This window comes from Herbiconiux sp., assembly GCF_004297105.1.
GTDB lineage: Bacteria > Actinomycetota > Actinomycetes > Actinomycetales > Microbacteriaceae > Herbiconiux.
Genome location: NZ_SCVE01000012.1, coordinates 319,761 through 341,363, shown reverse-complemented (window position 1 = coordinate 341,363; position 21,603 = coordinate 319,761). Strand labels below are relative to the sequence as shown.

The following is a 21,603-nucleotide window of genomic DNA, read 5'->3' as shown; positions in this document are numbered from 1 at the left end:
ACCATCACGTCATGAGCACTGCCCCGGCCGAACTCGGCTACACGACCTTGCTGGTGGCGAATCGCGGTGAGATCGCGTGCCGGATCATCCGCTCCGCCCGGTCCCTGGGACTTCGCACGGTGGCCGTGTTCTCCGACGCCGACCGGGCGGCACCGCACGTGACCCTCGCCGACGAGGCCGTGCACATCGGCCCCGCCTCTCCGCGCGAGTCGTACCTCGACGCGGCCCGCATCATCCGGGCGGCTCTGCAGAGCGGCGCCGGCGCGATCCACCCGGGCTACGGGTTCCTCTCGGAGAACGCCGAGTTCGCCCGAGCGGCCGAAGCGGCGGGAATCGTGTTCGTGGGGCCCACGCCGGAGCAGCTGTCGATGTTCGGCGCCAAGGACGCCGCTCGCCGTGCCGCGGCCGCGGCCGGCCTGCCGATGGTGCGCGGTACCGAGGTGCTGGCCGACGTGGAGGAGGCACTCGACGCCGCCGAAGAGCTCGGCTTTCCCATCATCCTGAAGGCCACGGGTGGGGGCGGCGGAATCGGCATGCAGGTCTGCCGCTCGCGCGACGAGGTGGCCGAGGCCTTTCCCGCCATCCAGCGAGTGGCCCAGCAGAGCTTCGGATCCGGTGCCGTGTTCGCGGAGCGGTTCATCGAGAACGCGAGGCACGTCGAGGTGCAGGTGTTCGGCGATGGGCGGGGTGGTGTCGTGAGTCTCGGAGACCGCGACTGCTCGCTGCAACGGCGCAATCAGAAGGTCGTGGAGGAGGCGCCGGCCTTCGATCTCGACGACGCCCTGCGTGAGCGGCTGCACGCGACCGCCCGTGCGCTCTGCGCCTCCGTCGGCTACCGGTCGGCGGCGACGGTGGAGTTCGTCTACGACTCCGAGCGTCAGGAGGCGTCGTTCCTGGAGGTGAACACCCGTCTCCAGGTGGAGCATCCGGTCACCGAGGTGGTGACCGGAGTCGATTTGGTGGACTGGATGCTGCGGCTCGCGGGAGGCGACGACTCCTTTCTCGTTCCCTACCGCGACGGGGGCGTCGTGCCCGTCTCCGGCTTCGCCGTGGAGGCTCGCGTCTATGCCGAGGACCCGAACCGCGGGTATCAGCCGTCGGCCGGTGTCATCACGCAGGCCGTGTTCCCGGAGGCCTCGGCGGCCCGTGTCGACGGCTGGGTGTCGACCGGCACGGAGGTGTCGAGCGTCTACGACCCGATGCTCGCCAAGGTCATCACGGGCGGTTCGAGCCGCGCCGAGGCATGGGACGCCCTCGCCGACGCCCTGGCCGGCACCCGGATCGACGGCATCGAGACCAACCTCGGCCTCCTCCGCGCCCTCGCGGTCGAGCCGCTGGTACGCGAGCGGTCGCATTCCACGGCCACCCTGGCGGGACTCGCCGACCCCGAACCGCGGATCACGGTACTCCGGCCCGGGCTCCTCACGACCGTGCAGGACTGGCCGGGCCGCACCGGGTACTGGCAGATCGGCGTGCCGCCGAGCGGGCCGATGGACGACCTCTCGTTCCGGCTCGGCAACGTGGCCCTCGGAAATCCCGAGGGCGCCCCCGGGCTCGAGTGCACGGCCACCGGCCCGCGGCTGCAGTTCACCCAGACGACGCGGGTCGCGGTGACGGGAGCGCCCGTCGTGGTGACTGTCGATGGCGAGCCCGCGCCGATGTGGGAGCCGGTCGTCGTGCCGGCGGGCGGTGTGCTCGACCTCGGAGCCGCCACGGATGTGGGACTCCGCACCTATGTGCTCTTCGACGGCGGACTCGACGTGCCGGACTACCTCGGCAGCCGATCGACGTTCACGCTCGGGCAGTTCGGCGGCCACGGCGGCCGAGCGCTCGTCGGCACGGACGTGCTGCGGGTCGCTCCCTCACGCGGCGGCGACCCCCGCACCGAGGCCGCCGCCGGCGCCCCCGGGCTCCCCTCCGCCGGAGCGATCGCGATGGACGTGCGTCCGGCGCTCGTGCACGCCTGGGAGCTCGCGGTGTCGGAGGGGCCGCACGCGGCGCCCGAGTTCTTCACGCGCGCGGACATCGACCAGCTCTTCTCGAGCGACTACGAGGTGCACTTCAACTCGGCACGCACCGGTGTGCGCCTGGTGGGCCCGAAGCCGGCCTGGGCGCGCTCAGACGGCGGCGAGGCGGGCCTGCACCCGTCGAACATCCATGACAACGCGTACTCGGTCGGCGCCCTTGACTTCACCGGCGACACCCCCATCCTGCTCGGCCCCGACGGCCCGAGCCTCGGTGGCTTCGTCTGCCCCGTCACCGTTGTGGCCGCCGAGCGCTGGAAGCTCGGTCAGCTGAAGCCCGGTGACACGGTGCGGTTCGTGCCGGTGCCGGCGGAGAGGGCGCCGGCGCTCTCGCAGCTCGGTGTCGCACGGGCGGCGGCGCACCCCCGCGTGGCACGAATCGGGCGCGACGACGACGACGGGGTGATCGCGCGCACCGACGGCTCGCCCGCGGTCACCTACCGCCGAAGCGGTGACGACAACGTGCTCGTCGAATACGGCGACATCGTGCTCGATCTCGGCCTTCGAGCCCGCGTGCACGCCCTCCACCAGCTGCTCGAATCGGAGCGCATCGCGGGCGTGCGCGATCTCACCCCGGGCATCCGGTCGCTCCAGGTGCACGTCGACCCGGAGGTGCTGCCCATCTCCACGCTGATCGGTCTGCTGATGGATCGGGAGCAGCTCATCCCCGATACCGCCTCGCTCGTGGTGCCGAGCCGCCGCGTTCGCCTGCCGCTGTCCTGGGACGACCCCGCCACGCGCGAGGCCATCGAGCGCTACATGAACGGGGTGCGCGACGATGCGCCCTGGACGCCGTGGAACATCGAGTTCATCCGGCGCATCAACGGGCTCGCCGACGTGGATGAGGTGTACCGCACGGTGTTCGACGCCGAGTACCTCGTGCTCGGCCTCGGCGACGTGTATCTCGGTGCTCCGGTCGCCACGCCCCTCGACCCCCGTCACCGCCTGGTGACCACGAAGTACAACCCGGCGCGCACCTGGACGGCCGAGAACTCCGTCGGTATCGGGGGAGCGTATCTGTGCATCTACGGCATGGAAGGCCCGGGCGGCTACCAGTTCGTCGGCCGAACCACCCAGGTGTGGAGCCGCTTCGGGTCGTTCGCCGGTTCCGGGGGCGGGAACGGGCGCGCGGATGCCCCGTCGGGTGACCGCCGACCGTGGCTGCTCGACTTCTTCGACCGCATCTCCTGGTTCCCGGTGTCGGCCGAGGAGCTGCTCGACCGCCGCGCCGACATCGCTGCGGGCCGCGCGGAGTTCGACATCGAGGACGGCACGTTCTCCCTCGCCGAGTATTCGGGATTCCTCGACGAGAACGCCGACTCGATCGCCGCGTTCCGCGCGAAGCAGGCCGTCGCCTTCGCCGAGGAGCGAGCCGCATGGGAGCGTTCGGGCGAGTTCGACCGGGCCGAGGCCGTGGAGGTCGTGGTCGAGCCCGAGGCGTTCGATGCCGTGCCCGAGGGATCCGTCTCGGTGGATGCGCCCTTCGTGGCACATGTCTGGAAGCTCGGGGTGACCGAGGGCCAACGGGTGGAGGCGGGCGACCTGCTCGTGTCGCTCGAGGCGATGAAGATGGAGACGAATCTGCTGAGCCCCGTGACCGGAGTCGTGCAGCAGCTGCGCGTCGGGCTCGGGCGTCAGGTGCGCGCCGGCGAGACGGTCGCGGTCGTCGTGCCGGAGTGACCGGCGCCGGACTGCTCCGGCACGTCGATGCGGTCGAGGAGCAGCTCCCCTCGGTGCGCCAGCACGTCGAGGCCTGCGCTGTGACCGAGCATGCGCAAGCATCCCTCGCCGATGACCACCGCCGTCGCGTCGGCGTCGGTGTCGTCGCTCTGCCGGTCGGCCCGGAGGGCGATGACGCTCTCGACCGTGGCGAACACGAGTTCGGCGAGGCGATCGGCGACCGGCACCAGCTGAGAGGCCAGGGCCGGTTCGATGCTCTCGGCGACGAGGCCGGCGTAGGCCGCCCGCAACCGGTCGCGCTTATGGCGGAAGTCGTCGAACTGGCCACCGCGCGTCTCGGGCAGGTAGTAGAGCGCGCCCACGTTGTGCGGAGCCTCGAACAGCTGCCGCGTGTCGAAGAGGATGAGGGCGTAGAGCCGCGCGGCGGTGTCGCCCGGCTCGGCGGAGAGCCGTTCGGCCACCCTGAGCGAGGGTTCCACCGTGCGCAGGAGCAGAGTGCGCAGCATCTGCTCCTTGCTCGAGAAGTGATAGTAGAGCGAGGCCTGCCGGATGCCCACCAGCTCAGCGATCGAGCGGGTCGAGGTTGCGGCGTAGCCCTTCTCGGCGAACAGGCGGGCCGCCGCGTCGAGGATCTGCTCCGCCGCGCTGAGGTCGGGGCGCTCCGAGACGCCGGAGCGGGGTCGCCCTCGCTCCGATCGCTTCGCCGCCACCGTGGTGGCGTGGGCGGCCCCCTCGTCGATCGTGCTCACAGAGGTCATGCTGTCACATCCAGAGGATCGCGTTACCTGCCTGAAACGTGGCTGGTGTTGGATGACAGTATAAATCTGTCGAGTGATAGATAGTTCGGATACCGGGGAGACGATCGGTGGAGATGAGCGAAACCAGCAAGCCGGAGAGCGCCCGCGCTCACGCCCGCGCCCAGGGCGGGACGGTGGTGGAGGAGATGCCGGTGCTGCCTCCGGCCGCCGCCGGGGAGTGGCCGCCCGAGATCGCCGACGACGACAAGCGGTGGGCCGAGACGGTTGCGGGCGGCAACTACACGGCTCTGCGGCTCGCGGCGGGCACCCACGTGGAGCTGACCGACCTCGCGGGCGACGCCTGCGCGCATCTGCTGCTGTTCAATGCGGCCCAACCCGACGAGCGACTGAACGTGGCCGACACCATCAAGGTGCAGTGGCAGGCCTACACCTCGGCGGGGCAGCTGCTGCTCTCCGATCGGGGGCGCGTGCTCGCCACGGTGGTCGCCGACGACTCCGGCCATCACGACGCGTTCGCCGGCACGTCCACCCGGCTCCGCAACACCGAACGCTACGGCGACGGATCCGCGCACGGGCCGAGTCCGGCAGGCCGGGAGCTCTTCGTTCTCGGAGCGGCCAAGTTCGGCCTCGAGCCCCGCGATCTCCCGCCCAGCATCAGCTTCTTCCAGGGGGTGGTCGTCCACCCCGACGGCACCCTGGGCTTCACCGGCTCGGCAGGGGCGGGCGCGCGCGTGCGACTGCGGATGGAGCTGCCGGTCGTGCTCCTCGTGGCGAACGTGCCCCATCCCCTCGACCCGCGGCCCGACTACGTGTCGACCGCGCTCCGCATCCGGGCCTGGGCCGGACAGCCGGCGACGGAGCGCGCCCCGGAGGCGACCGCGAGTCCCGAGGCCGGCCGAGCCTTCGCCAACACCATCGCCTATGCCCGCCTGGGAGGACTCGTATGAGCACCATCGAAACAGACGACCTCGTCGCCCGGCGCGGGCCCTGGTCGGGCATCGTGCGCGCCGGGCAGCAGCTCAGGATCGTCGACCTCGAGGGCAACCAGGCGGTGGACTGCATCATCTACGACGCCCACGACACGTCCACCCGCTACAGCGCGCCGGACACCATGGCGATGCAGGGCAACATCTACATCACGGAGGGCACCGTGCTGCGCGCCAACACCGGTGAGGCCCTGATGACGCTCGTCCACGACGAGGTCGGTCGTCACGACACCATCGGTGGCGCGTGCAGCAAGGAGTCGAATTCGCTGCGGTACGGCCATCACACGATGCATCAGCACGCGTGCGTCGAGAACTTCCTCGCCGAGGGCGCCCGCTGGGGCCTGGGCAAGCGCGACCTCGTGAGCAACATCAACTGGTACATGAACGTGCCGGTCGAGCCCGACGGGATGCTCGGCATCGTCGACGGGATCTCGGCGCCCGGGCTCGCGCTCACCCTTCGCGCCGAGCGCGACGTTCTCGTTCTCGTGTCGAACTGCCCGCAGATCAACAACCCGTGCAACGGCTTCGATCCCACTCCGGTTCGCATGATCGTGACGGGCGACTGAATGGCCGCACCCGGCTCCTCGGCCCGCGACTGGCGTGCGGGGGAGAGCTTCGCCGTGACGGATGGGCCACTCCGGCTTCATCCGATGATCGTCGGCTTCGAGCCGATCCGGGAGTCGATCTCGGTGCAGGGCGGCGACGACGCCGTGTTCCTCCTCGAACCCGTCACGGCGGCCGCCGTGGTCTACCGCGACGGCTGGGTGCTGCTCGACACGGGATTCAACGTCGACGTCGTCCGCGACCCGGCGGAGCGAGGTCGTCACTTCAACTACGACAGCTACACGGCGCTGCTGCCGCCCGGTGACCCGCTCGCCGACCAGGTGGCCGGTCTCGGGCTCGACTGGGCCGAGCTCCGTGGCTGCGCGGTCTCGCACGTGCACGTCGACCACACGGGTGGCCTGCGGCACGTGCCGCCCGGGGTGCCGGTGGTCTTCCAGCGCGCGGAGTACGAGTTCGGGGCCGAGATCAGTCCCGCGATGGGGGGCGCCTTCGCCGCCATCCCGGAGGACTACCTGCGGCCGGCGCTCGAGATCGCGCTGATCGACGGCGACACGTCACTCGCCCCCGGGCTGCACGCGCTCGACACGGCCGGGCACACGCCCGGTCACCAGTCGTTCTCGATCGAGCTGAGCACGCGCACGATCGTGCTGGCCTGCGATGCCGCCGATCTGCGGCGCAACATCGTCGATGTGGTGCCGTGCGGGAGCCAGATGCGAGCTCAGGATGCGCCGGCCGCGCTCGCCGCCGTGCAGCGGCTGCACGACCTCGACCTGGTGCCCGGGGTGGAGGTCTGGCCGGGCCACGATCCGGACTGGCAGGGCTGGACCGAGCGCACCATGGAATAGCCATCCGAATATTGGATCCATTATCATTGATCAGGGATCCACCGCGGGGTGGCCGGGAGCAGGAGGTCGCATGCGCACCGTCAATGGAGTGAACGGCCCGATCGACGGGGGCGACCTGGGCGTCACGCTGCCTCACGAGCACGTGTTCATCAACATGACCCCCACGACGCCGGCCGATGGGTATCTCAACGTCTGGAGCGACGTGGAGTCGGAGCTCGGCCTGTTCCGCGCCGCCGGGGGCCGCACGATCGTCGACCTCACGAACGGCGAACTGAGCGACCATGCGGCGCCGGTGTTCTGGGGCGACGGCGCGTACGACTTCGCGCAGAACCGGGTGACCGGCTCGCGGTCGCCGGCCAATGTGCTCGCGACCAAGGCCATGGCCGAGGCGACCGGTCTCAATGTCGTTCTGGGCACCGGCCACTACTACCAGCACTATCTCGACACGGAGTGGTGGGACCGCACGTCGACGAATCAGGTCGCCGACTTCCTCATCCGCGACCTGGTGGACGAGATCCCCGGCACGGGTGTGAAAGCCGGCCTCCTGGGTGAGATCGCCTCCGACCTGCCCTGGATCACGCCGGCCGAGGAGCGCTCCTTCCGTGCTGCAGCCCGTGCGCAGCGGGAGACGGGAGTGCTGCTGAGCACGCACGCGCCGACCTTCCCGACGGGGCTCGCGCAGCTGGAGATCCTGCGCGAGGAGGGCGTCGATCCGGAACGCGTGGTGGTGGGGCACGCCGACACCGTGAAGAGCCTCGACTACTCCCTGGCGGTTCTGGCGACGGGTGCGTATGTGCAGTACGACTGCATGATGACCTGCCGGGCGGGTGGTGCTCTGGTGCTCCCCGAGATCGAGCGGCGCATCGACTACCTGAAGGCCGTCGTCGATGCCGGCCACGGGCGCAAGGTGCTGCTCTCGCACGACGTCTGTCAGCGGTCGCACATGGCCTCCCGGGGCGGGGCGGGCTTCACCTTCCTCTTCGAGGAGTTCCTGCCGCGGGCGGTCGCGGCGGGGATCGACCCGGAGGTGATGACGCAGATCGTCTCCGAGAATCCGCGTCGAGCCCTGCTCGGGGAGTGACGGTCGCGAGCGGCGGATGTGACAACACGGCGAATCGGTGTCATGATTGGATCCAATATCTCTGAAATAGGATGCGAAAGGCAGGTCGTCTGATGCTCAAGCGCGAAGACAACGACAAGCTCACCCAGAGCGGCCCCGATACCCCGCTCGGCAGGCTGCTCCGCTCCTACTGGCAGCCCGTCGCGCTCGTCTCGGAGATGCCGGAGGAACGACCGGTCAAGCAGGTGCGCATCATGAGCGAAGACCTCGTGCTGTTCAAGCGCGAAGAGACCGGCGGCTGGGCGCTGATCAGCCGTTTCTGCGCGCACCGCGGCGTCGACCTGTCGTACGGGCGGCTGGAGGACGGCGGCCTGCGCTGTCTCTACCACGGCTGGCTCTACGGGGCCGATGGCCGATGCATCGACCAGCCGGCCGAACCGGAGCACAGCAAGTTCCTCGGCAAGATCCGCATCTCCAACTACGTCTGCGAGGAGCGCAACGGAATCGTCTTCGCGTACCTGGGTGCGGGCGATCCGCCTCCCTTCCCCGACTACGACTGCTTCGTGGCGCCCGAGGCCTACACCTTCGCGTTCAAGGGCCGGTGGGACTGCAACTGGCTTCAGGGACTCGAGGGCGGAATCGACCCCAGCCATGTCTCGTTCCTGCACCGGTTCATCCAGGAGGATCCCCGCGAGGTCTACGGCCAGCAGTTCAGTGAGGAGGTCGAGGGCACCGGCAAGAAGCTCTCCATCCTCGTGGGCGAGAACTACCGCCCCGACATCGAGGTGGAGAGCGATGAGCACGGCCTGCGGGTGTTCGCCATCCGCCAGCTCACCGAGGACATCAAGCATGTGCGGGTGACCAACCTGATGTTCCCCAACGCCTTCGTGGTGCCGTTCGGCAACAGCAAGGTCTTCGTGCAGTGGCATGTGCCCGTCGACGACGAGCACCACTACTGGTTCATGATCCTCTACGACTTCCAGGAGAAGACCGACAAGGAGACCCTGCTCGCCCAGCGGCTCAGCGAGGTCACGCTTCCGGACTACCGGCCCGTGCGCAACCGCGACAACAACTGGGGCTTCGATGCGAGCGAGCAGAAGGAGCTCACCTACACCGGCATGGGACTCGACATCAACGTGCACGACCAGTGGGCGGTCGAGAGCATGGGCCCGATCCAGGACCGAACGGTCGAACGTCTCGGCGTCTCGGATCGTGCCGTCACGGCGAACCGCCGCCTCCTGCTCAAGTCGATCGACGCCTTCGAGGCCGGGGGGCGCCTGCCCTCGCAGCCGATCGACCGGGCGGAGGCGAGCCGCTTGACCGGCCCGCTCGCGGTCGACACCATCTCGCCCTCCGAGGGGTGGCAGGAGCGCTGGCGCGAGCGCGAGCTGGAGCGCCGCAGCACCTCGCCCTGGGCTTCGGGTGCGTCGAGCGAGGTCGTCGATGCGTAACGTCGACGAGCGCGACGTCGCCGACGGCGGCGGAGGCTCCAGCGCCCGCCCGATGCTCGCGGCCGACCGGGGCGGCTTCATCGACCGCCACGACCTCTGGACCGAGGCGCAGTACGCCAGCGCCGCCCAGATGCGGCGGGTGATGGACGAGGTGGGCATCGAGATGGTGCGCTTCTGCTTCGTCGACCAGCACGGCATCGTGCGCGGAAAGACCGTGACCCGCCTGGCGGTCGCGGCGGCTCTCCGCTCGGGTGTGACCGCGCCGTCGTCGCTGCTGTTGAAGGACTCGTCGGGCAAGTCGGCCTTCGCCGTCTTCGAGAGCGCTCCGGTGAGCGATGTGGGCGGCTTCGCGGGAGCGGGCGACATCGTGATGGTGCCCGATCCCACGACCTTCAAGGTCATCCCGTGGGCGGAGCGCACGGCCATGATCCTCTGCGACCTTCGCTTCCCCACCGGCGCGGCGGTGCCCTTCTGCACCCGTTCGCTGCTGCGCGGTCAGCTCGATCGGCTCGCCGAGCGAGACCTCGGCCTCACCGTGGGCGCAGAACTCGAGTTCCATGTCTTCCGGATGCCCGACACCGGTGTCGACGCCACGCACGTGGGTCGTCCCGGAGCGCCGGGCGCCCCTCGTGCGACGACGCCGACCACCGCGGGCTCGCAGCTGCTGCACGACGAGACGCTCGATTCGCTCGACGACCTCGTGCAGCAGCTCTACTCCGGTCTCACCCTGCTCGACCTGCCGCTGCGCTCGATCGAGCTGGAGTTCGGCCCGAGCCAGCTCGAGATCACGATGGAGGCCGGTGACGCGGCCGCCGTGGCCGACGCCGTGGTCTTCGCACGCACGGCCATCCGGCAGATCTGCGCGCGCTCGGGCTACCGTGCCACGTTCATGTCACGACCGGTCGGTGCCGAGACCGCGTCGACCGGATGGCATCTGCACCAGTCGTTGCGCAGTCTGGCCACCGGCGCCAACGTCTTCGTGCCCTCCGACGGTTCGGGAGCGCTCTCGCTCACCGGGTTGTGGTACCTCGGGGGGCTGCTCGCCCATGCGGCGGCGGCCGCGGCCTTCGCGACTCCCACGGTGAACGGCTACAAGCGCTATCAGCCGTTCTCGCTCGCCCCCGACCGAGTGCTCTGGGGGGTCGACAACAAGGGTGCGATGGTGCGCGCGGTGGCGGGCGCGGGCGATCCGGCCTCGCGTCTCGAGAACCGCTCGGGCGAGCCCGGTGCGAATCCGTATCTCTACATCGCGTCGCAGATCGTCAGCGGGCTCCACGGCATGGATGCCCAGCTCGACCCGGGCGACCCCACCGAGAACCCCTACAACGACGCGGCGGAGCGCCTTCCCGCCACCCTCGGGGCGGCCCTCGACGCCCTCGATGCCGACGAGGTGTTCCGTGACGCGCTCGGATCATCGGTGATCGACTGGTACCTGCACCTCAAGCGGTCGGAGTTCGCCCGCTATCTCGCGCACGTCTCCGACTGGGAGCAGCGCGAATACTTCGGGATGCTCTGACGAGATGATCAGCACGAGGCCGGCACCGGCTCAGCGAAAGGGATGTCGATGAACCGGGTTCTCGAGGCCGATGTCATCGTCGTGGGCGGCGGGACCGCGGGCGCGGTGGTGGCGGCCCGACTGGCCGAGCGGGGGCATGAAGTGCTCGTGCTCGAGGCCGGCCCCGACCTGGGGCCGTTCGGCGACCCGAGGTGGCCGGAGGATCTCCTGGATGCCACGCGCCTCGGCGTCTCGTACGACTGGGGTTTCGACTCCGGTGACACCATCGCCGGCAGCCGGATGCGCTTCGAGCGGTCGCGGGTGATCGGCGGCTGCTCCGTGCACAACGGAGCGGTGCAGACCTGGGGTCACCGGGCCGACTACGACGGCTGGGCGGCCGCGGGGAACCCGGGGTGGTCGACCGACGAGCTGCTGCCCCACTTCGAGCAGGCGAGCGAGCGGTTGCGTGTGCACACCTACGAGCCCACCGAGCTCACCCCGTGGCAGGAGGGCTGGTATTCGGCGGGGCCAGCGGTCGGTCTGCCGCAGCTGGCCGACCTCAACGACCTCGACGAGACGGTGGGCATCGCGCCCGAGTCGGTGAACATCGTCGATGGCGTGCGGTTCAACTCGGCATTCGCCTACCTCGACCCGGCGCGTGCCCTGCCGAACCTGCGGATCCTCGGCGACGCCCTGGTCGACCGGGTGATCGTCGAGGGCGGCCGGGCCGTCGGCGTGGTGTACCGCTGCGAGGATGAGGAGCGGGAGGCCCGCGCACCGCGCGTCGTGCTCGCCGGCGGCACCTTCTGCACGCCGGCCGTGCTGCTGCGATCGGGCATCGGCGCGCCGGAGCAGCTGGCCCGCTTCGGCATCCCGGTGGTGGCGGCACTGCCCGGTGTGGGCGGGAATCTGCACGACCAGCCCTTCGTGCTGCTCTCGTGGGAGGGATCGGAGGCGATGACGGCCGCCATGACGGCGGCCCGTGCGGCCGGGTGGGCGCCCGACGAACAGGTGATGGCGAAGGCCGCCTCGCGATTCGATCCCGCGCTGTTCGACATCCACCTTCTGCCCTTCAGTCCCACCCAGGGCCACGAGGGCCGCCTGTGGAACGCGGGGGCCGGTTGCCTGCAACCGCTCTCCCGAGGCTCGGTCACGCTGGCCTCGGTCGATCCCGAGGTTCTGCCGGTCGTCGACCACCGCTTCTACAGCGACCCGGAAGGTCACGACCTCGCCGTGCTCGCCGACGGAATCGCACTCCTGCGCGACCTCGCCTCGGTGCCCACGCTCGCGCCGATCGTGGGGCGCGAGATCGGCGCGATCGCGACCCTCGAGAGCGATGCCGAGATCGCCGCGTATCTGAGCTCTCACGTCGACAGCTACTGGCACCCGGTCGGCACGGCCGCGATGGGGCCGGCATCCGACCCCCTCGCCGTGGTGGATGCCCGAGGCGAGGTTCACGGGGTGAGCGGATGTTTCGTGGCCGACTGCTCGCTGATGCCCGCCGTGCCGCGCGCCACCACGGCGATGCCGGCAACGGTGATCGGGGAGCGCGTTGCCCACCTGCTGATCGAGTCGATGGAGAGAGAGTACTGACATGCCCATCAACACCGTCCTCGGTCCCATCGAGGCCTCCATGCTCGGACCCACCTCCATGCACGAGCACATCCTCAGCGACCTCGGCATCTGGGCCAAGCCGCCGGCCCTCCCGTTCCCCGAAGGGGTCGCGATCGGCCCCTACCTGCAGGGCGCCCTGCGCTGGGACGCTCTCGGGCTGCCCGAGAACCTCGTGCTCCACGACCCCGATGTGGCGGTCGACGAGCTGCGGGCCGTGCGTGCGGCCGGAGGCTCCGCGATCCTGGAACTCACCCTCGGCGGCATGGGCCGGAGGGTCGCCGAACTGCCGGAGATCTCCCGCCGCAGCGGCATCACCATCTGCGTGGGCTCGGGCTACTACGTCGAGGAGACGCACACGGCTGCCGTGAAGAACGCCGATGTCGATCAGCTCACCGAGATGCTGGTCGATGAGCTCACCCACGGGATCGACGGTTCCGGCATCCTCCCCGCCCTGCTCGGCGAGATCGGCACCAGCTGGCCGATCACGGAGAACGAGTGGCGTGTGGTGCGTGCCGCCGGGCGGGCAGGTGCCCTCACCGGCACCACGGTGTACATGCACCTCTCGTTCCGGGGAACGGGTGGGCTCGACGTGCTCTCCGTGCTCCTGGAGGAGGGGATGCCCGCCGACCGCGTCATCATCGGCCACCTCGACGAGCGATTCGACAAGGCCTATCACCGCGAGGTCGCACAGGCCGGAGCGGTGCTCGGTTATGACACCTTCGGGAGCGACTTCTACTACGGGCGCCCGGGGTTCAGGAACCCCACCGACTTCGAGCGCTTCGCCATGGTGGAGTGGCTGATCGAAGAGGGCTTCGCTCACCAGCTCATCATCGCGGGCGACGTGTGGACCCAGGCGAACCTCCGGCAGAACGGCGGCTACGGCTACGAGCACCTCTTCCGCCGCGTCGCCCCGGGCATCACCGCTCTGGCCGGAGGCGACGAGACCCTCGTGCGGTCGATCCTGGTCGACAATCCCCGGCGACTGCTCGACCGCCCCACCCTGCCCCAGACGCACTGATGTGCAGCCACCGAGAGAAAGACCGGCCATGACCGACACCATCACCCCCGCAGCCGAACTCGACGTCGTCGGAAACGCCGTGCTCGTCGTCATCGACATCCAGGGGGGCACCGTTCCGCTCGCCGAGTCGCGCACCGAGATCCCGCACATGGAGGGGCGCGAGGGTCGCGCGCCCCGAGTGAAGGCCTTGATCGCTCGCTGCCGCGAGGTGGGCGTGCCGGTGGTGTTCATCCAGGAGGTGCACAAGCCCGACCTGGTCGACATCGGCCGGGAGCTCGACGGCGCCGAGGGGCCGCACTGCATCGAGGGGTGGGCCGAGACCGAACTGGCTCCGTGGCTCGAGCCTCAGCCGAACGAGTTCGTGGTGCGCAAGCGCCGCTACTCCGCCTTCTTCGGCACGGAGCTCGAGATCGTGCTGAAGGCCTACAAGGCCGAGACCCTCTTCCTGGTCGGCGGCCTCACCGACATCTGCGTGCACTACACGGCGGTCGACGCGCACCAGCACGACTACCGCTTCCGGGTGCTCACCGATTGCGTCGGAGGCTCGAGCGAGCGAGCGCACGACGCGGCGCTGGAGGCGATGCACTACCTCCAGCGCGATTCACTGGTGACGGCCGCCCAGGTCGTCTCCTGGCTCGACGCGCGCGCCTGAGCGAGAACGCCTGAGCAACGACGAGGGCCCGTGCGGATCCGCACGGGCCCTCGTCATCCGGTGCATCACTCCAGCGCGAAGAGCACGGTGGGGGCCGGGGCTGCCTCGCGGCCCTCGAACGGCACGGGAAGGCAGACCATCGTGTAGTCGCCCGGTTCCACGTCGGCGAGGTTCGCGTTCTCGAGGATGACGATGCCGGCGCCGCAGAGGATGACGTGGGTGGGCCACACCTCGGTGTTCGCGGGCGCCTCGATCGTCATGTAGTCGCTGCCGGCGAAGAGCACCCCGTGGTCGGCGAGGTACTGCGCCCCGTCGGGACCGAGCCCCACCCAGGTGGGCGACTTCTCGTTCCGGGTGAGTGCATCCGTCGAGTTACGGGTCTTCATGAGGATGCGGGTGGCATCGCCGATGCCGGCGGCGATGAGGTCGGCGGCCGTGACCTCCTCCTCGACGAAGGTGAGGTCGAGCACGCGGGTCAGGCCCACGGTGGAGTCGAGCGAGAGCTCATCGACGCTCGCGCCGCCGTCGATGAAGTGCGACGGGGCATCGACGTGCGTGCCGGTGTGGGCTCCGATCAGCCAGCGGCTGACGTCGGAGGCGAGGCCCTCTGCGCGGGTCTCCACCATCTCGTAGGTGGGCCGGCGGCCCCAGTGCAGCATCTCGCCGTGGATGGGGATGCTCAGGTTGATCGGCATGCAGGTGTTCCTCTCTGATCGGCTCGCCCAGGATAGCAAGATTGGATTCTGTTTCATATACATTGGATCCAAAAGCGAGCCGCAGTGGTTCGCATCGGTGATCCCGAGCGTGCGCTCATGAGTTCGTCACGAGCCCGAAATGTGGATCTTGTTAGCTGGCCTGACGCGATCGACAGGCGGCGGAGGGAGTGCGCGATGCGCGACAACCGATCTGGGGCGCCGGAACCCGTGCGCGCGACCGGGATCCCCGGCACGAGCGCCGTCGAGCTGGCCCGTTCGGTGGCACGAGGTGAGCGTACGGCCGTGGAGGTCGTGCAGGCGCACCTCGACCGCATCGCCGAGGTGAACGGCGAGCTCAATGCCATCGTCACCCTGGTGCCGGAGCTCGCGCTGGAGTCGGCGGCCGCAGCCGACAAGGAGCATGCGGCGGGCAAGGCTGCCGGACCGTTGCAGGGCCTGCCGATCGCCATCAAAGACCTGATGGACACCGCGGGAATCCGCACCACCTACGGATCGCCGATCTACGCCGATCACGTGCCCACCCACGACAGCCTCATCGTCCAGCGTCTGCGCGCGGCCGGCGCCATCGTGATCGGCAAGACGAACACCCCCGAGTTCGGTGCGGGCTCGCACACGTTCAATCCGGTGTTCGGTGCGACGCGCAACCCGTGGGACCTCACCAAGTCGGCCGGTGGCAGCAGCGGCGGCGCCGGGGCGGCGCTCGCCTCGGGAATGGTTCCGCTCGCCGACGGCTCCGACCTCGGTGGCAGCATCCGCAACCCCGCGTCGTTCGGGAACCTCGTGGGACTTCGGCCCACGCCGGGCCGGGTCGCCTCCGCCCGCCCGGGCAACGCGTGGGATCCCGGGTCGGTGCTCGGGCCACTGGCGCGTTCGGTGGGCGACCTCGCCCTCATGATGTCGGTGATCTCGGGGCCGGAGAGCCGCGCGCCGCTCGGCATCGACGAGCCAGGGGCGGTGTTCACGAACCTGCGCCCGGCCTCGCTCGCCGGTGTGCCGGTGGCCTTCAGCTGGACGGTCGACGGTCTGCCGGTGGAGGACGACGTGACGGTGGTGCTCGCGGAGTTCCGGGCCCGCCTCGTGGAGATGGGGGCCGTCGTCACCGATGTCGAGCCCGATCTCTCGGGTGCCGACGAGGTGTTCGAGACGTTCCGGGCGCTCGAGTTCTTCGATGGGCACGGTGCCGACGTCCTCGCGCATCCGGAGCTCGTGAAGCACACGGTGCGCCAGGAGATCGAGTGGATCGACCAGCTGACCGCTCGCGACGTGGCACGGGCGGGAACGCTCCGCACCGATCTCTTCCGCCGGATGCAGGCGCTCTTCGGCGAATACGAGCTGCTCGTGCTGCCGACCTCGCAACTCGCTCCGTTCGACATCGATCTGGAATACCCGGAGACCGTGGCGGGGGAGCGGATGGAGCGCTACTACACCTGGCAGCGCTCGTGCAGCCGCATCACCGCGACGGCCATGCCGGCCCTTGCGATGCCGGCCGGGTTCACCCCCGGCGGTCTCCCGGTGGGGGTGCAGCTCGTGGCGCGCTATCGGGGCGATGCGCAGCTGCTGGCGCACGGATTGGCGGTGGAGGAGGCCTCTGCCGAGGTGATGGGAGCACGTCCTCCCGGCCGGTTCGGGGAGTGGTGATTTTGGATCCATTTAATGAACTGGAAACATTCGAGAAATCAAACAGGATCCATAGTCCAATAGATTGGATCCAACGCCGAACGGGGTTCCCTACCGAATCGGATGCTCCAGACCTGTCACATTCCCCTCAGTAGTGAGAAAGATGGTTCATCGATGTTGAAAAACTTGGCCGGGACGGCGCGCACACGCCGCTACTCCCGAGTTCTGGCTGGTGGAATCGCCACCGCGGCGACGATCGCTCTGCTCGCCGGGTGCAGCAGCTCCGACGCGGCGCCTGCCGCGAGCGGCACCGAGAGTGCCCTCTCCGGATCCGTGGTGGTCGCCGACTACGGTGGACCGACCCACGATGCTCGTGCGACGGCCTACTTCGACGGATTCACCGCCGACACCGGCGTCACCGTCACGTCGGCCGACTACACCGACGCGATCGCCAACGCGCAGCTCGACGGGGAGGCCGGCGACTACGACCTCATCCAGACCTCGACCGACACGCTGCTCAAGTACCAGGACAACCTCGAGGAGCTGCCCGCCGATGTTCCGCGCGGCGACCTGCTGCCCGAGAACATCCAGGACTACGCGGCCGGCGCCTTCACCATCGGCATCACTCAGGGGTGGCTGACCGACACCTTCTCCGACGGCGGCCCGAAGGACTGGGCCGACTTCTTCGACACCACGAAGTACCCGGGCAAGCGCGCCTGGCCGGGCTCCGCGGGCAGCTACGACGCCTCGTTCGAGATCGCGCTGCTGGCCGACGGCGTCGCCCCCGAGGACCTCTACCCGATCGACTTCGATCGCGCGGTGAAGAAGCTGAACGAGCTGAAGCCCGACATGGTCTTCTACTCGTCCTACCCCGAGGTGCAGCAGCTGTTGAGCTCCGGAACCGCGTCGATCGCCGTCTCGGTGACCGGGCAGTTCACCGCTCTGCAGCGGGCCGGGCTCGATGTCACCGTGCAGTGGAACGAGGCCTTCCTCAGCCCGAACTTCTTCGTGGTGCCCACCACGTCGAAGAACAAGGAGAACGCGTTCGCCCTGGCGAAGGCCATGGCCGACGCCGAGAACGAGGCCACCTTCACCACGGCAACCCACTACGGACCCGCTCTCTCGGCCACCTTCGACCTGCTCGATGCCGACGTGGTGTCGCAGCTGCCGAACGCACCCGAGCACGACAAGGCGATCCAGTTCGACGAGCAGTACCGCGCCGACAACCTCGACACCTATCTCGACACCTACACCGCCTGGCTGGCCCAGTGACCTTGCGCCAGACCACCGAGCCCGGAGCGACCACCGCTCCGGGCTCGGCCCGCGCCCGCCTCACGCGGTTCGCCGCGGCGCTGTCGAGCCCCTCGAGCGAACGGCGGTGGCTCCTCTGGCCGCCGCTGGCGTTCTTCGCGGTGATGCTCGGCATCCCGATGGTGGCGCTGGTCGTCACCGCTCTGAGCGGTGAGGGCAATGCCTTCGCCGAGATCTTCCAACTCAACGTCTTCGTCAGCGCCCTCATCCGCACCTTCGTGCTGGCGCTGATCGTGACCGCCGTCACCGTCGTCTTCGGCTTGATCTACTCCGTCGGGCTGGCCGTGGCGCCCTCCTGGCTCAAGTGGATCCTGCTCGCGTGGCTGTTCCTCTCGCTCTGGACCTCCGTGATGGTGCGCTCGTTCGGCTGGATGCTGATCGAGCTGCCGCTCGGCGCCCTGCATTGGTTCCTCAGCCTGATCGGCCTCTCCGAGGTGAAGATCGAGCTGTATCAGACCACGGTCGGCATGTACCCGGCGATGATCGCCGTGATGCTGCCCTTCGCCGTGCTGCCGGTCGTGGCGGCCATCGAGTCGCTCGACCGTGAGCAGCTTCGCGCGGCCGTGGTCTACGGGGCCGGCCCGCTGCTCGCCATCAGAACGGTCGTGCTGCCCGTGGTGAGGCCCGCCCTCATCAGTGGCGGCGTGCTGGTGTTCGTGATGTCGCTCGGCTTCTACGTGACGCCGCTGTTGCTCGGCGGCCCGAGCAACATGACCATCTCCGGTCTCATCAACACGCAGCTCAACACCGCCAACCGGCCCGACCTCGCCGCGGCCATGAGCATCGTGCTCGTGGCGGCCACGATGCTCATCTACCTGGTGGCCGACCGCCTGTTCAAAGTCAGCGAACGGTGGGGATGACGACATGAAGAACCCTCTCGCCGGTGTGATCGGCGGCTTCCGCTATCCGGTCGTCGTGCTCTCGGTCGCGATCGGCCTCCTGCTCTTCGTGCCGTTCGCGGTGCTCGTGGCGACCTCTGTGACCTCGGGTCAGCTCATCCTCTTCCCGCCCCAGGGCTTCTCGCTCAAGTGGTACGTATCGGTGCTGGGTGACCGGGCCTGGACCGACCCGTTCTGGCTGTCGATGGGTGTGTCGCTCGCCGCGACCGCGATCGCGGTGCTGCTCGGCACGAGCGGTGCCCTCGCGGTGCACCGGATCGTGCGTCCCGGTGTCGGGCGCCTGGTGCGTACCCTCTTCATCCTGCCCATCGCCCTGCCGCCCGTGGCCTACGCCGTGGGACTGCACCGCATCAACATCCTGTTCGAGGGGCTCAACAAGTCGCTGGTGGTACTGGTGCTCGGTGAGGCGATCATCGCCATGCCGTACGTGTTCGTGCTCGTGTCGTCGGCGATGAACCGGGTCGATCCGGCTCTGCGCCTCGCGGCCAGCACGATGGGGGCGTCGTGGCCGATGATCCTGCGTCGCGTGGAGCTCCCGATCGTTCTGCCGACCGTCATCACCGGCGCGATCTTCGCCTTCAGTGTGGTGTTCGACGAGGTCGTGCTCTCGGTCTTCCTGACGCCGCCCGGCACCCAGACATTCCCGCTGGCGATGCTGAGCGCCGCCCGCGAGGCGTTCTCTCCCAACCTCACCGCCGCCTCCACCATGGTCTCCCTGGCCGCGCTCGCGCTGCTCGGAATCGTGACCGTCGTCGGCAATCGCCGGGCGCGCGGCCGCCGACCCGTTCGAAAGGTGTCATCGACATGACCGTAGCTCTCGATATCGACGACGTGCGCGTCACCCTCGGGCACAACGAGGTGCTGAAAGGGGTGAGCCTCTCTGTTCAGCCGGGGGAGTTCGTGACCCTGCTGGGGGCGAGCGGCAGCGGCAAGTCGACGCTGCTCAACGTGATCGCGGGCCTGCAGAAGATCGACTCCGGGCACGTGCTCTTCGACGGCGAGAACGTCGAACGCCGCTCGCCGCAGAAGCGCAACGTGGGATTCGTCTTCCAGTCGTACGCCCTCTTCCCGCACATGACCGTGGGCGAGAACGTCTCGTTCCCCCTTCTTGCGGCGCGGCGCCCGGCCAAGGAGCGGGCCGCCGTCGCCCGGGAGACCCTCGAACTCGTGCAGCTGGGAGGCATGGCCGACCGCGAGCCCGCCTCGCTGAGCGGCGGCCAGCGGCAGCGCGTGGCTCTGGCCCGGGCGATCGCCGCGAATCCCCGGGTTCTGCTGCTCGACGAACCGATGGCCGCGCTCGACAAGCAGCTGCGCGAGCACATGCAGGTCGAGATCAAGAGCATCCAGCGACGGGTGGGCATCACCACCATCGCGGTGACCCACGACCAGACCGAGGCGCTCACGATGAGCGACCGGGTCGCGATCATGCACGACGGATGCTTCGTGCAGATGGCGGCGCCCACCGAGCTCTACCGGCACCCGGCCACCGAGTACGTCGCCAAGTTCCTCGGTGAGGCCAACCTCGTGCCCCTCTACGACGGCCGCATCCTGCCCGTCGACGGGGAGGAGCAGAAGACCGGCACCGCCGTGATCCGCCCTGAAGACCTCGAAGTGCTGCCGCTCGACGCTCCCGCGATGGCATGGTCGTTCGACGGGATCGTGCGCGTGGTGAGCTTCCAGGGCGACCGCTTCCGCATCGAGATGGACACGAGTGACGGCCGGGTTCTCGTGTGCACCCTGCCGTCGACCGCCGACGTCAGCCTGCTCGTTCCGGGGCTCCCCGCCCGGCTCGCCTGCACCGACCCCGAGCGGGTGCACATCATCTTCCCGCCCGAGATCCTCGCGCAACCGCTGGCGGTCGGGAGTGCTGTGTGATCCACACCGTGCTCGGGCCGATCGACGCCGCCACGGCGGGCCCGGTCTCGATGCACGAGCACCTGCTCGCCGATGCGTCGGCCTTGCACCGGCCGGGTATCGAGCCCGCACCCGCTGAGACCACCGTTCAGCCCTCGGTGCTCGGCTACCTGCGCTGGAACCAGCTCGGGCTCGCCGACAACCTCCGGCTCGACGACGACGGCCTCGCGGCGGAGGAACTCTCCCTCGCGGCCGCCCGAGGCCAGGGGATGGTGGTGGAGAGCACCTCGCTCGGGCTCGGCCCCGATCATGCGCGGCTGCCGGGCATCGCGCGCGCGTCGGGCGTGGTCATCGTGGCCGCCTACGGCTCCTACCTCGATGCCGGGTTGCCGGACTGGTTCGCCGCGCTCGACGAAGGGGAGCGCGAAGAGCTCTTCGTCACCGCGCTCACGGAGAGCGTTCCGGGAACCGGGTACCGGGCCGGCCTGCTCGGCATCATGGGCACGAGCGGCGAACTCACCGGGTCGGAGCGCGCAAGCCTGCTCGCGGCCTGCCGGGCGGCGGCCGCGTGCGATGCGTCGGTGAGCATCCGTCTCGATCCGGATGCTCGCACGGGCCTCGACGTCATCGCCCTGTGCGAGGCGGCCGGCCTCGATCCGCGGCGCATCATCTTGACGAACGTCGACGAGTATCTCGACGAGGCCTACCTGCGCGAGCTCGCCGCCACGGGCGCGGTGCTCGAGATGTGCTTCGGCAACGAGGCCTTCCACTTCGGGCGGGTGCGCAATCCCTCCGACCTCGAGCGCCTCGACTTCCTCACCGGATTCCTCGATCGGATGCCGGCGAGCCGCTGGGTGCTCGGCTGCTCGGTGTGGACCAAGGCGCAGTTGCGTCACTTCGGCGGCGGAGGCTACGAGCACCTCCTCGCCCGGGTCGTGCCCGCCCTCGGGTATTCCGGTGTCTCCCCGGAGGTGCTGCACGAGATGCTCGTCGGCACCCCTCGGGCACTGCTCGATCGGGCATCGCCCGTACGCCCCTGACCTCGGTGGGGCGAAACCC

18 protein-coding genes are annotated in these 21,603 nt (G+C 69.4%); 16 read left to right on the top strand and 2 right to left on the bottom strand.

Translation table 11 applies throughout. The features are described from left to right. Window positions 1–11 precede the first annotated feature (11 nt). Window positions 12–3,704 carry an urea carboxylase gene (uca, locus tag EPO52_RS08005; protein ID WP_290804418.1) on the top strand — a complete coding sequence of 1,231 codons (3,693 nt, stop codon included), beginning with the start codon at window positions 12–14 and terminating at the stop codon, window positions 3,702–3,704. Here the strand turns inward: uca and EPO52_RS08000 are convergent. Further along, window positions 3,659–4,453, bottom strand: coding sequence for a TetR/AcrR family transcriptional regulator (locus tag EPO52_RS08000; protein ID WP_290804415.1), 795 nt, complete (start codon window positions 4,451–4,453; stop codon window positions 3,659–3,661). The two genes, uca and EPO52_RS08000, sit on opposite strands and share 46 nt — an antisense overlap. 122 nt (window positions 4,454–4,575) lie before the next feature. Between EPO52_RS08000 and EPO52_RS07995 the strand changes: the two genes are divergently transcribed. The 9 genes from EPO52_RS07995 (at window position 4,576) to EPO52_RS07955 (ending at window position 14,147) form a co-directional block, all read left to right on the top strand. Beyond that, window positions 4,576–5,409: an urea amidolyase associated protein UAAP1 gene (locus EPO52_RS07995; RefSeq protein ID WP_290804412.1), complete on the top strand. Its 834-nt coding sequence runs from the start codon at window positions 4,576–4,578 to the stop codon at window positions 5,407–5,409. Further along, window positions 5,406–6,014 carry an urea amidolyase associated protein UAAP2 gene (locus EPO52_RS07990; RefSeq protein WP_290804410.1) on the top strand — a complete coding sequence of 203 codons (609 nt, stop codon included), beginning with the start codon at window positions 5,406–5,408 and terminating at the stop codon, window positions 6,012–6,014. The genes EPO52_RS07995 and EPO52_RS07990 overlap by 4 nt, the downstream gene beginning before the upstream one ends. Further along, window positions 6,015–6,857 carry an MBL fold metallo-hydrolase gene (locus tag EPO52_RS07985; protein ID WP_290804407.1) on the top strand — a complete coding sequence of 281 codons (843 nt, stop codon included), beginning with the start codon at window positions 6,015–6,017 and terminating at the stop codon, window positions 6,855–6,857. It begins immediately after the preceding gene. A 70-nt stretch (window positions 6,858–6,927) separates the two neighbouring features. After that, window positions 6,928–7,938 (top strand): hypothetical protein, encoded by a 1,011-nt coding sequence (locus tag EPO52_RS07980; protein WP_290804405.1) that lies wholly within the window; start codon window positions 6,928–6,930, stop codon window positions 7,936–7,938. Window positions 7,939–8,030: 92 nt separating this feature from the next. After that, on the top strand, window positions 8,031–9,368 hold the full coding sequence (locus tag EPO52_RS07975) for a Rieske 2Fe-2S domain-containing protein (RefSeq protein WP_290804402.1): 1,338 nt from the start codon (window positions 8,031–8,033) through the stop codon (window positions 9,366–9,368). After that, window positions 9,361–10,884 (top strand): glutamine synthetase family protein, encoded by a 1,524-nt coding sequence (locus tag EPO52_RS07970; protein ID WP_290804399.1) that lies wholly within the window; start codon window positions 9,361–9,363, stop codon window positions 10,882–10,884. Before EPO52_RS07975 ends, EPO52_RS07970 begins: the two co-directional genes overlap by 8 nt. Window positions 10,885–10,932: 48 nt before the next feature. Beyond that, window positions 10,933–12,456: a GMC family oxidoreductase gene (locus EPO52_RS07965; protein WP_290804396.1), complete on the top strand. Its 1,524-nt coding sequence runs from the start codon at window positions 10,933–10,935 to the stop codon at window positions 12,454–12,456. Window position 12,457: 1 nt separating this feature from the next. Beyond that, the gene (locus EPO52_RS07960; protein ID WP_290804393.1) at window positions 12,458–13,495 is read left to right on the top strand and encodes a hypothetical protein; all 1,038 of its coding nucleotides are present in this window, start codon (window positions 12,458–12,460) and stop codon (window positions 13,493–13,495) included. A 28-nt stretch (window positions 13,496–13,523) separates the two neighbouring features. Beyond that, the gene (locus EPO52_RS07955) at window positions 13,524–14,147 is read left to right on the top strand and encodes an isochorismatase family cysteine hydrolase (RefSeq protein WP_290804390.1); all 624 of its coding nucleotides are present in this window, start codon (window positions 13,524–13,526) and stop codon (window positions 14,145–14,147) included. A gap of 65 nt (window positions 14,148–14,212) precedes the next feature. Here EPO52_RS07955 and EPO52_RS07950 read toward each other — a convergent pair whose 3' ends face one another. After that, a complete protein-coding gene (locus tag EPO52_RS07950) occupies window positions 14,213–14,842 on the bottom strand; it encodes a cyclase family protein (RefSeq protein WP_290804387.1) in 630 nt (209 codons plus the stop codon). 195 nt (window positions 14,843–15,037) lie between these two features. On the opposite strand from EPO52_RS07950, the gene EPO52_RS07945 reads away from it, so the two are divergent. The 6 genes from EPO52_RS07945 to EPO52_RS07920 all read left to right on the top strand — a co-directional run bounded on the left by EPO52_RS07945 (window position 15,038) and on the right by EPO52_RS07920 (window position 21,584). Beyond that, window positions 15,038–16,501 (top strand): amidase family protein, encoded by a 1,464-nt coding sequence (locus EPO52_RS07945; protein ID WP_290804385.1) that lies wholly within the window; start codon window positions 15,038–15,040, stop codon window positions 16,499–16,501. 153 nt (window positions 16,502–16,654) lie between these two features. Continuing rightward, window positions 16,655–17,752: an extracellular solute-binding protein gene (locus EPO52_RS07940; RefSeq protein ID WP_290804382.1), complete on the top strand. Its 1,098-nt coding sequence runs from the start codon at window positions 16,655–16,657 to the stop codon at window positions 17,750–17,752. Further along, window positions 17,749–18,651 (top strand): ABC transporter permease, encoded by a 903-nt coding sequence (locus EPO52_RS07935; protein WP_290804379.1) that lies wholly within the window; start codon window positions 17,749–17,751, stop codon window positions 18,649–18,651. The genes EPO52_RS07940 and EPO52_RS07935 overlap by 4 nt, the downstream gene beginning before the upstream one ends. Before the next feature lie 4 nt (window positions 18,652–18,655). Continuing rightward, window positions 18,656–19,498, top strand: a complete 843-nt coding sequence (locus EPO52_RS07930) for an ABC transporter permease (protein WP_290804376.1) — start codon at window positions 18,656–18,658, stop codon at window positions 19,496–19,498. Further along, the gene (locus EPO52_RS07925) at window positions 19,495–20,565 is read left to right on the top strand and encodes an ABC transporter ATP-binding protein (protein WP_290804373.1); all 1,071 of its coding nucleotides are present in this window, start codon (window positions 19,495–19,497) and stop codon (window positions 20,563–20,565) included. The genes EPO52_RS07930 and EPO52_RS07925 overlap by 4 nt, the downstream gene beginning before the upstream one ends. Then, window positions 20,562–21,584 (top strand): hypothetical protein, encoded by a 1,023-nt coding sequence (locus EPO52_RS07920; protein ID WP_290804370.1) that lies wholly within the window; start codon window positions 20,562–20,564, stop codon window positions 21,582–21,584. The genes EPO52_RS07925 and EPO52_RS07920 overlap by 4 nt, the downstream gene beginning before the upstream one ends. Window positions 21,585–21,603: the final 19 nt, after the last annotated feature.

Coding starts and splice junctions, on each gene's coding strand:
- uca (WP_290804418.1), top strand. CDS start 12: ATGAGCACTGCCCCGGCCGAACTCGGCTACACGACCTTGCTGGTGGCG.
- EPO52_RS07995 (WP_290804412.1), top strand. CDS start 4,576: ATGAGCGAAACCAGCAAGCCGGAGAGCGCCCGCGCTCACGCCCGCGCC.
- EPO52_RS07990 (WP_290804410.1), top strand. CDS start 5,406: ATGAGCACCATCGAAACAGACGACCTCGTCGCCCGGCGCGGGCCCTGG.
- EPO52_RS07985 (WP_290804407.1), top strand. CDS start 6,015: ATGGCCGCACCCGGCTCCTCGGCCCGCGACTGGCGTGCGGGGGAGAGC.
- EPO52_RS07980 (WP_290804405.1), top strand. CDS start 6,928: ATGCGCACCGTCAATGGAGTGAACGGCCCGATCGACGGGGGCGACCTG.
- EPO52_RS07975 (WP_290804402.1), top strand. CDS start 8,031: ATGCTCAAGCGCGAAGACAACGACAAGCTCACCCAGAGCGGCCCCGAT.
- EPO52_RS07970 (WP_290804399.1), top strand. CDS start 9,361: ATGCGTAACGTCGACGAGCGCGACGTCGCCGACGGCGGCGGAGGCTCC.
- EPO52_RS07965 (WP_290804396.1), top strand. CDS start 10,933: ATGAACCGGGTTCTCGAGGCCGATGTCATCGTCGTGGGCGGCGGGACC.
- EPO52_RS07960 (WP_290804393.1), top strand. CDS start 12,458: ATGCCCATCAACACCGTCCTCGGTCCCATCGAGGCCTCCATGCTCGGA.
- EPO52_RS07955 (WP_290804390.1), top strand. CDS start 13,524: ATGACCGACACCATCACCCCCGCAGCCGAACTCGACGTCGTCGGAAAC.
- EPO52_RS07950 (WP_290804387.1), bottom strand. CDS start 14,842: ATGCCGATCAACCTGAGCATCCCCATCCACGGCGAGATGCTGCACTGG.
- EPO52_RS07945 (WP_290804385.1), top strand. CDS start 15,038: ATGCGCGACAACCGATCTGGGGCGCCGGAACCCGTGCGCGCGACCGGG.
- EPO52_RS07940 (WP_290804382.1), top strand. CDS start 16,655: ATGTTGAAAAACTTGGCCGGGACGGCGCGCACACGCCGCTACTCCCGA.
- EPO52_RS07930 (WP_290804376.1), top strand. CDS start 18,656: ATGAAGAACCCTCTCGCCGGTGTGATCGGCGGCTTCCGCTATCCGGTC.
- EPO52_RS07925 (WP_290804373.1), top strand. CDS start 19,495: ATGACCGTAGCTCTCGATATCGACGACGTGCGCGTCACCCTCGGGCAC.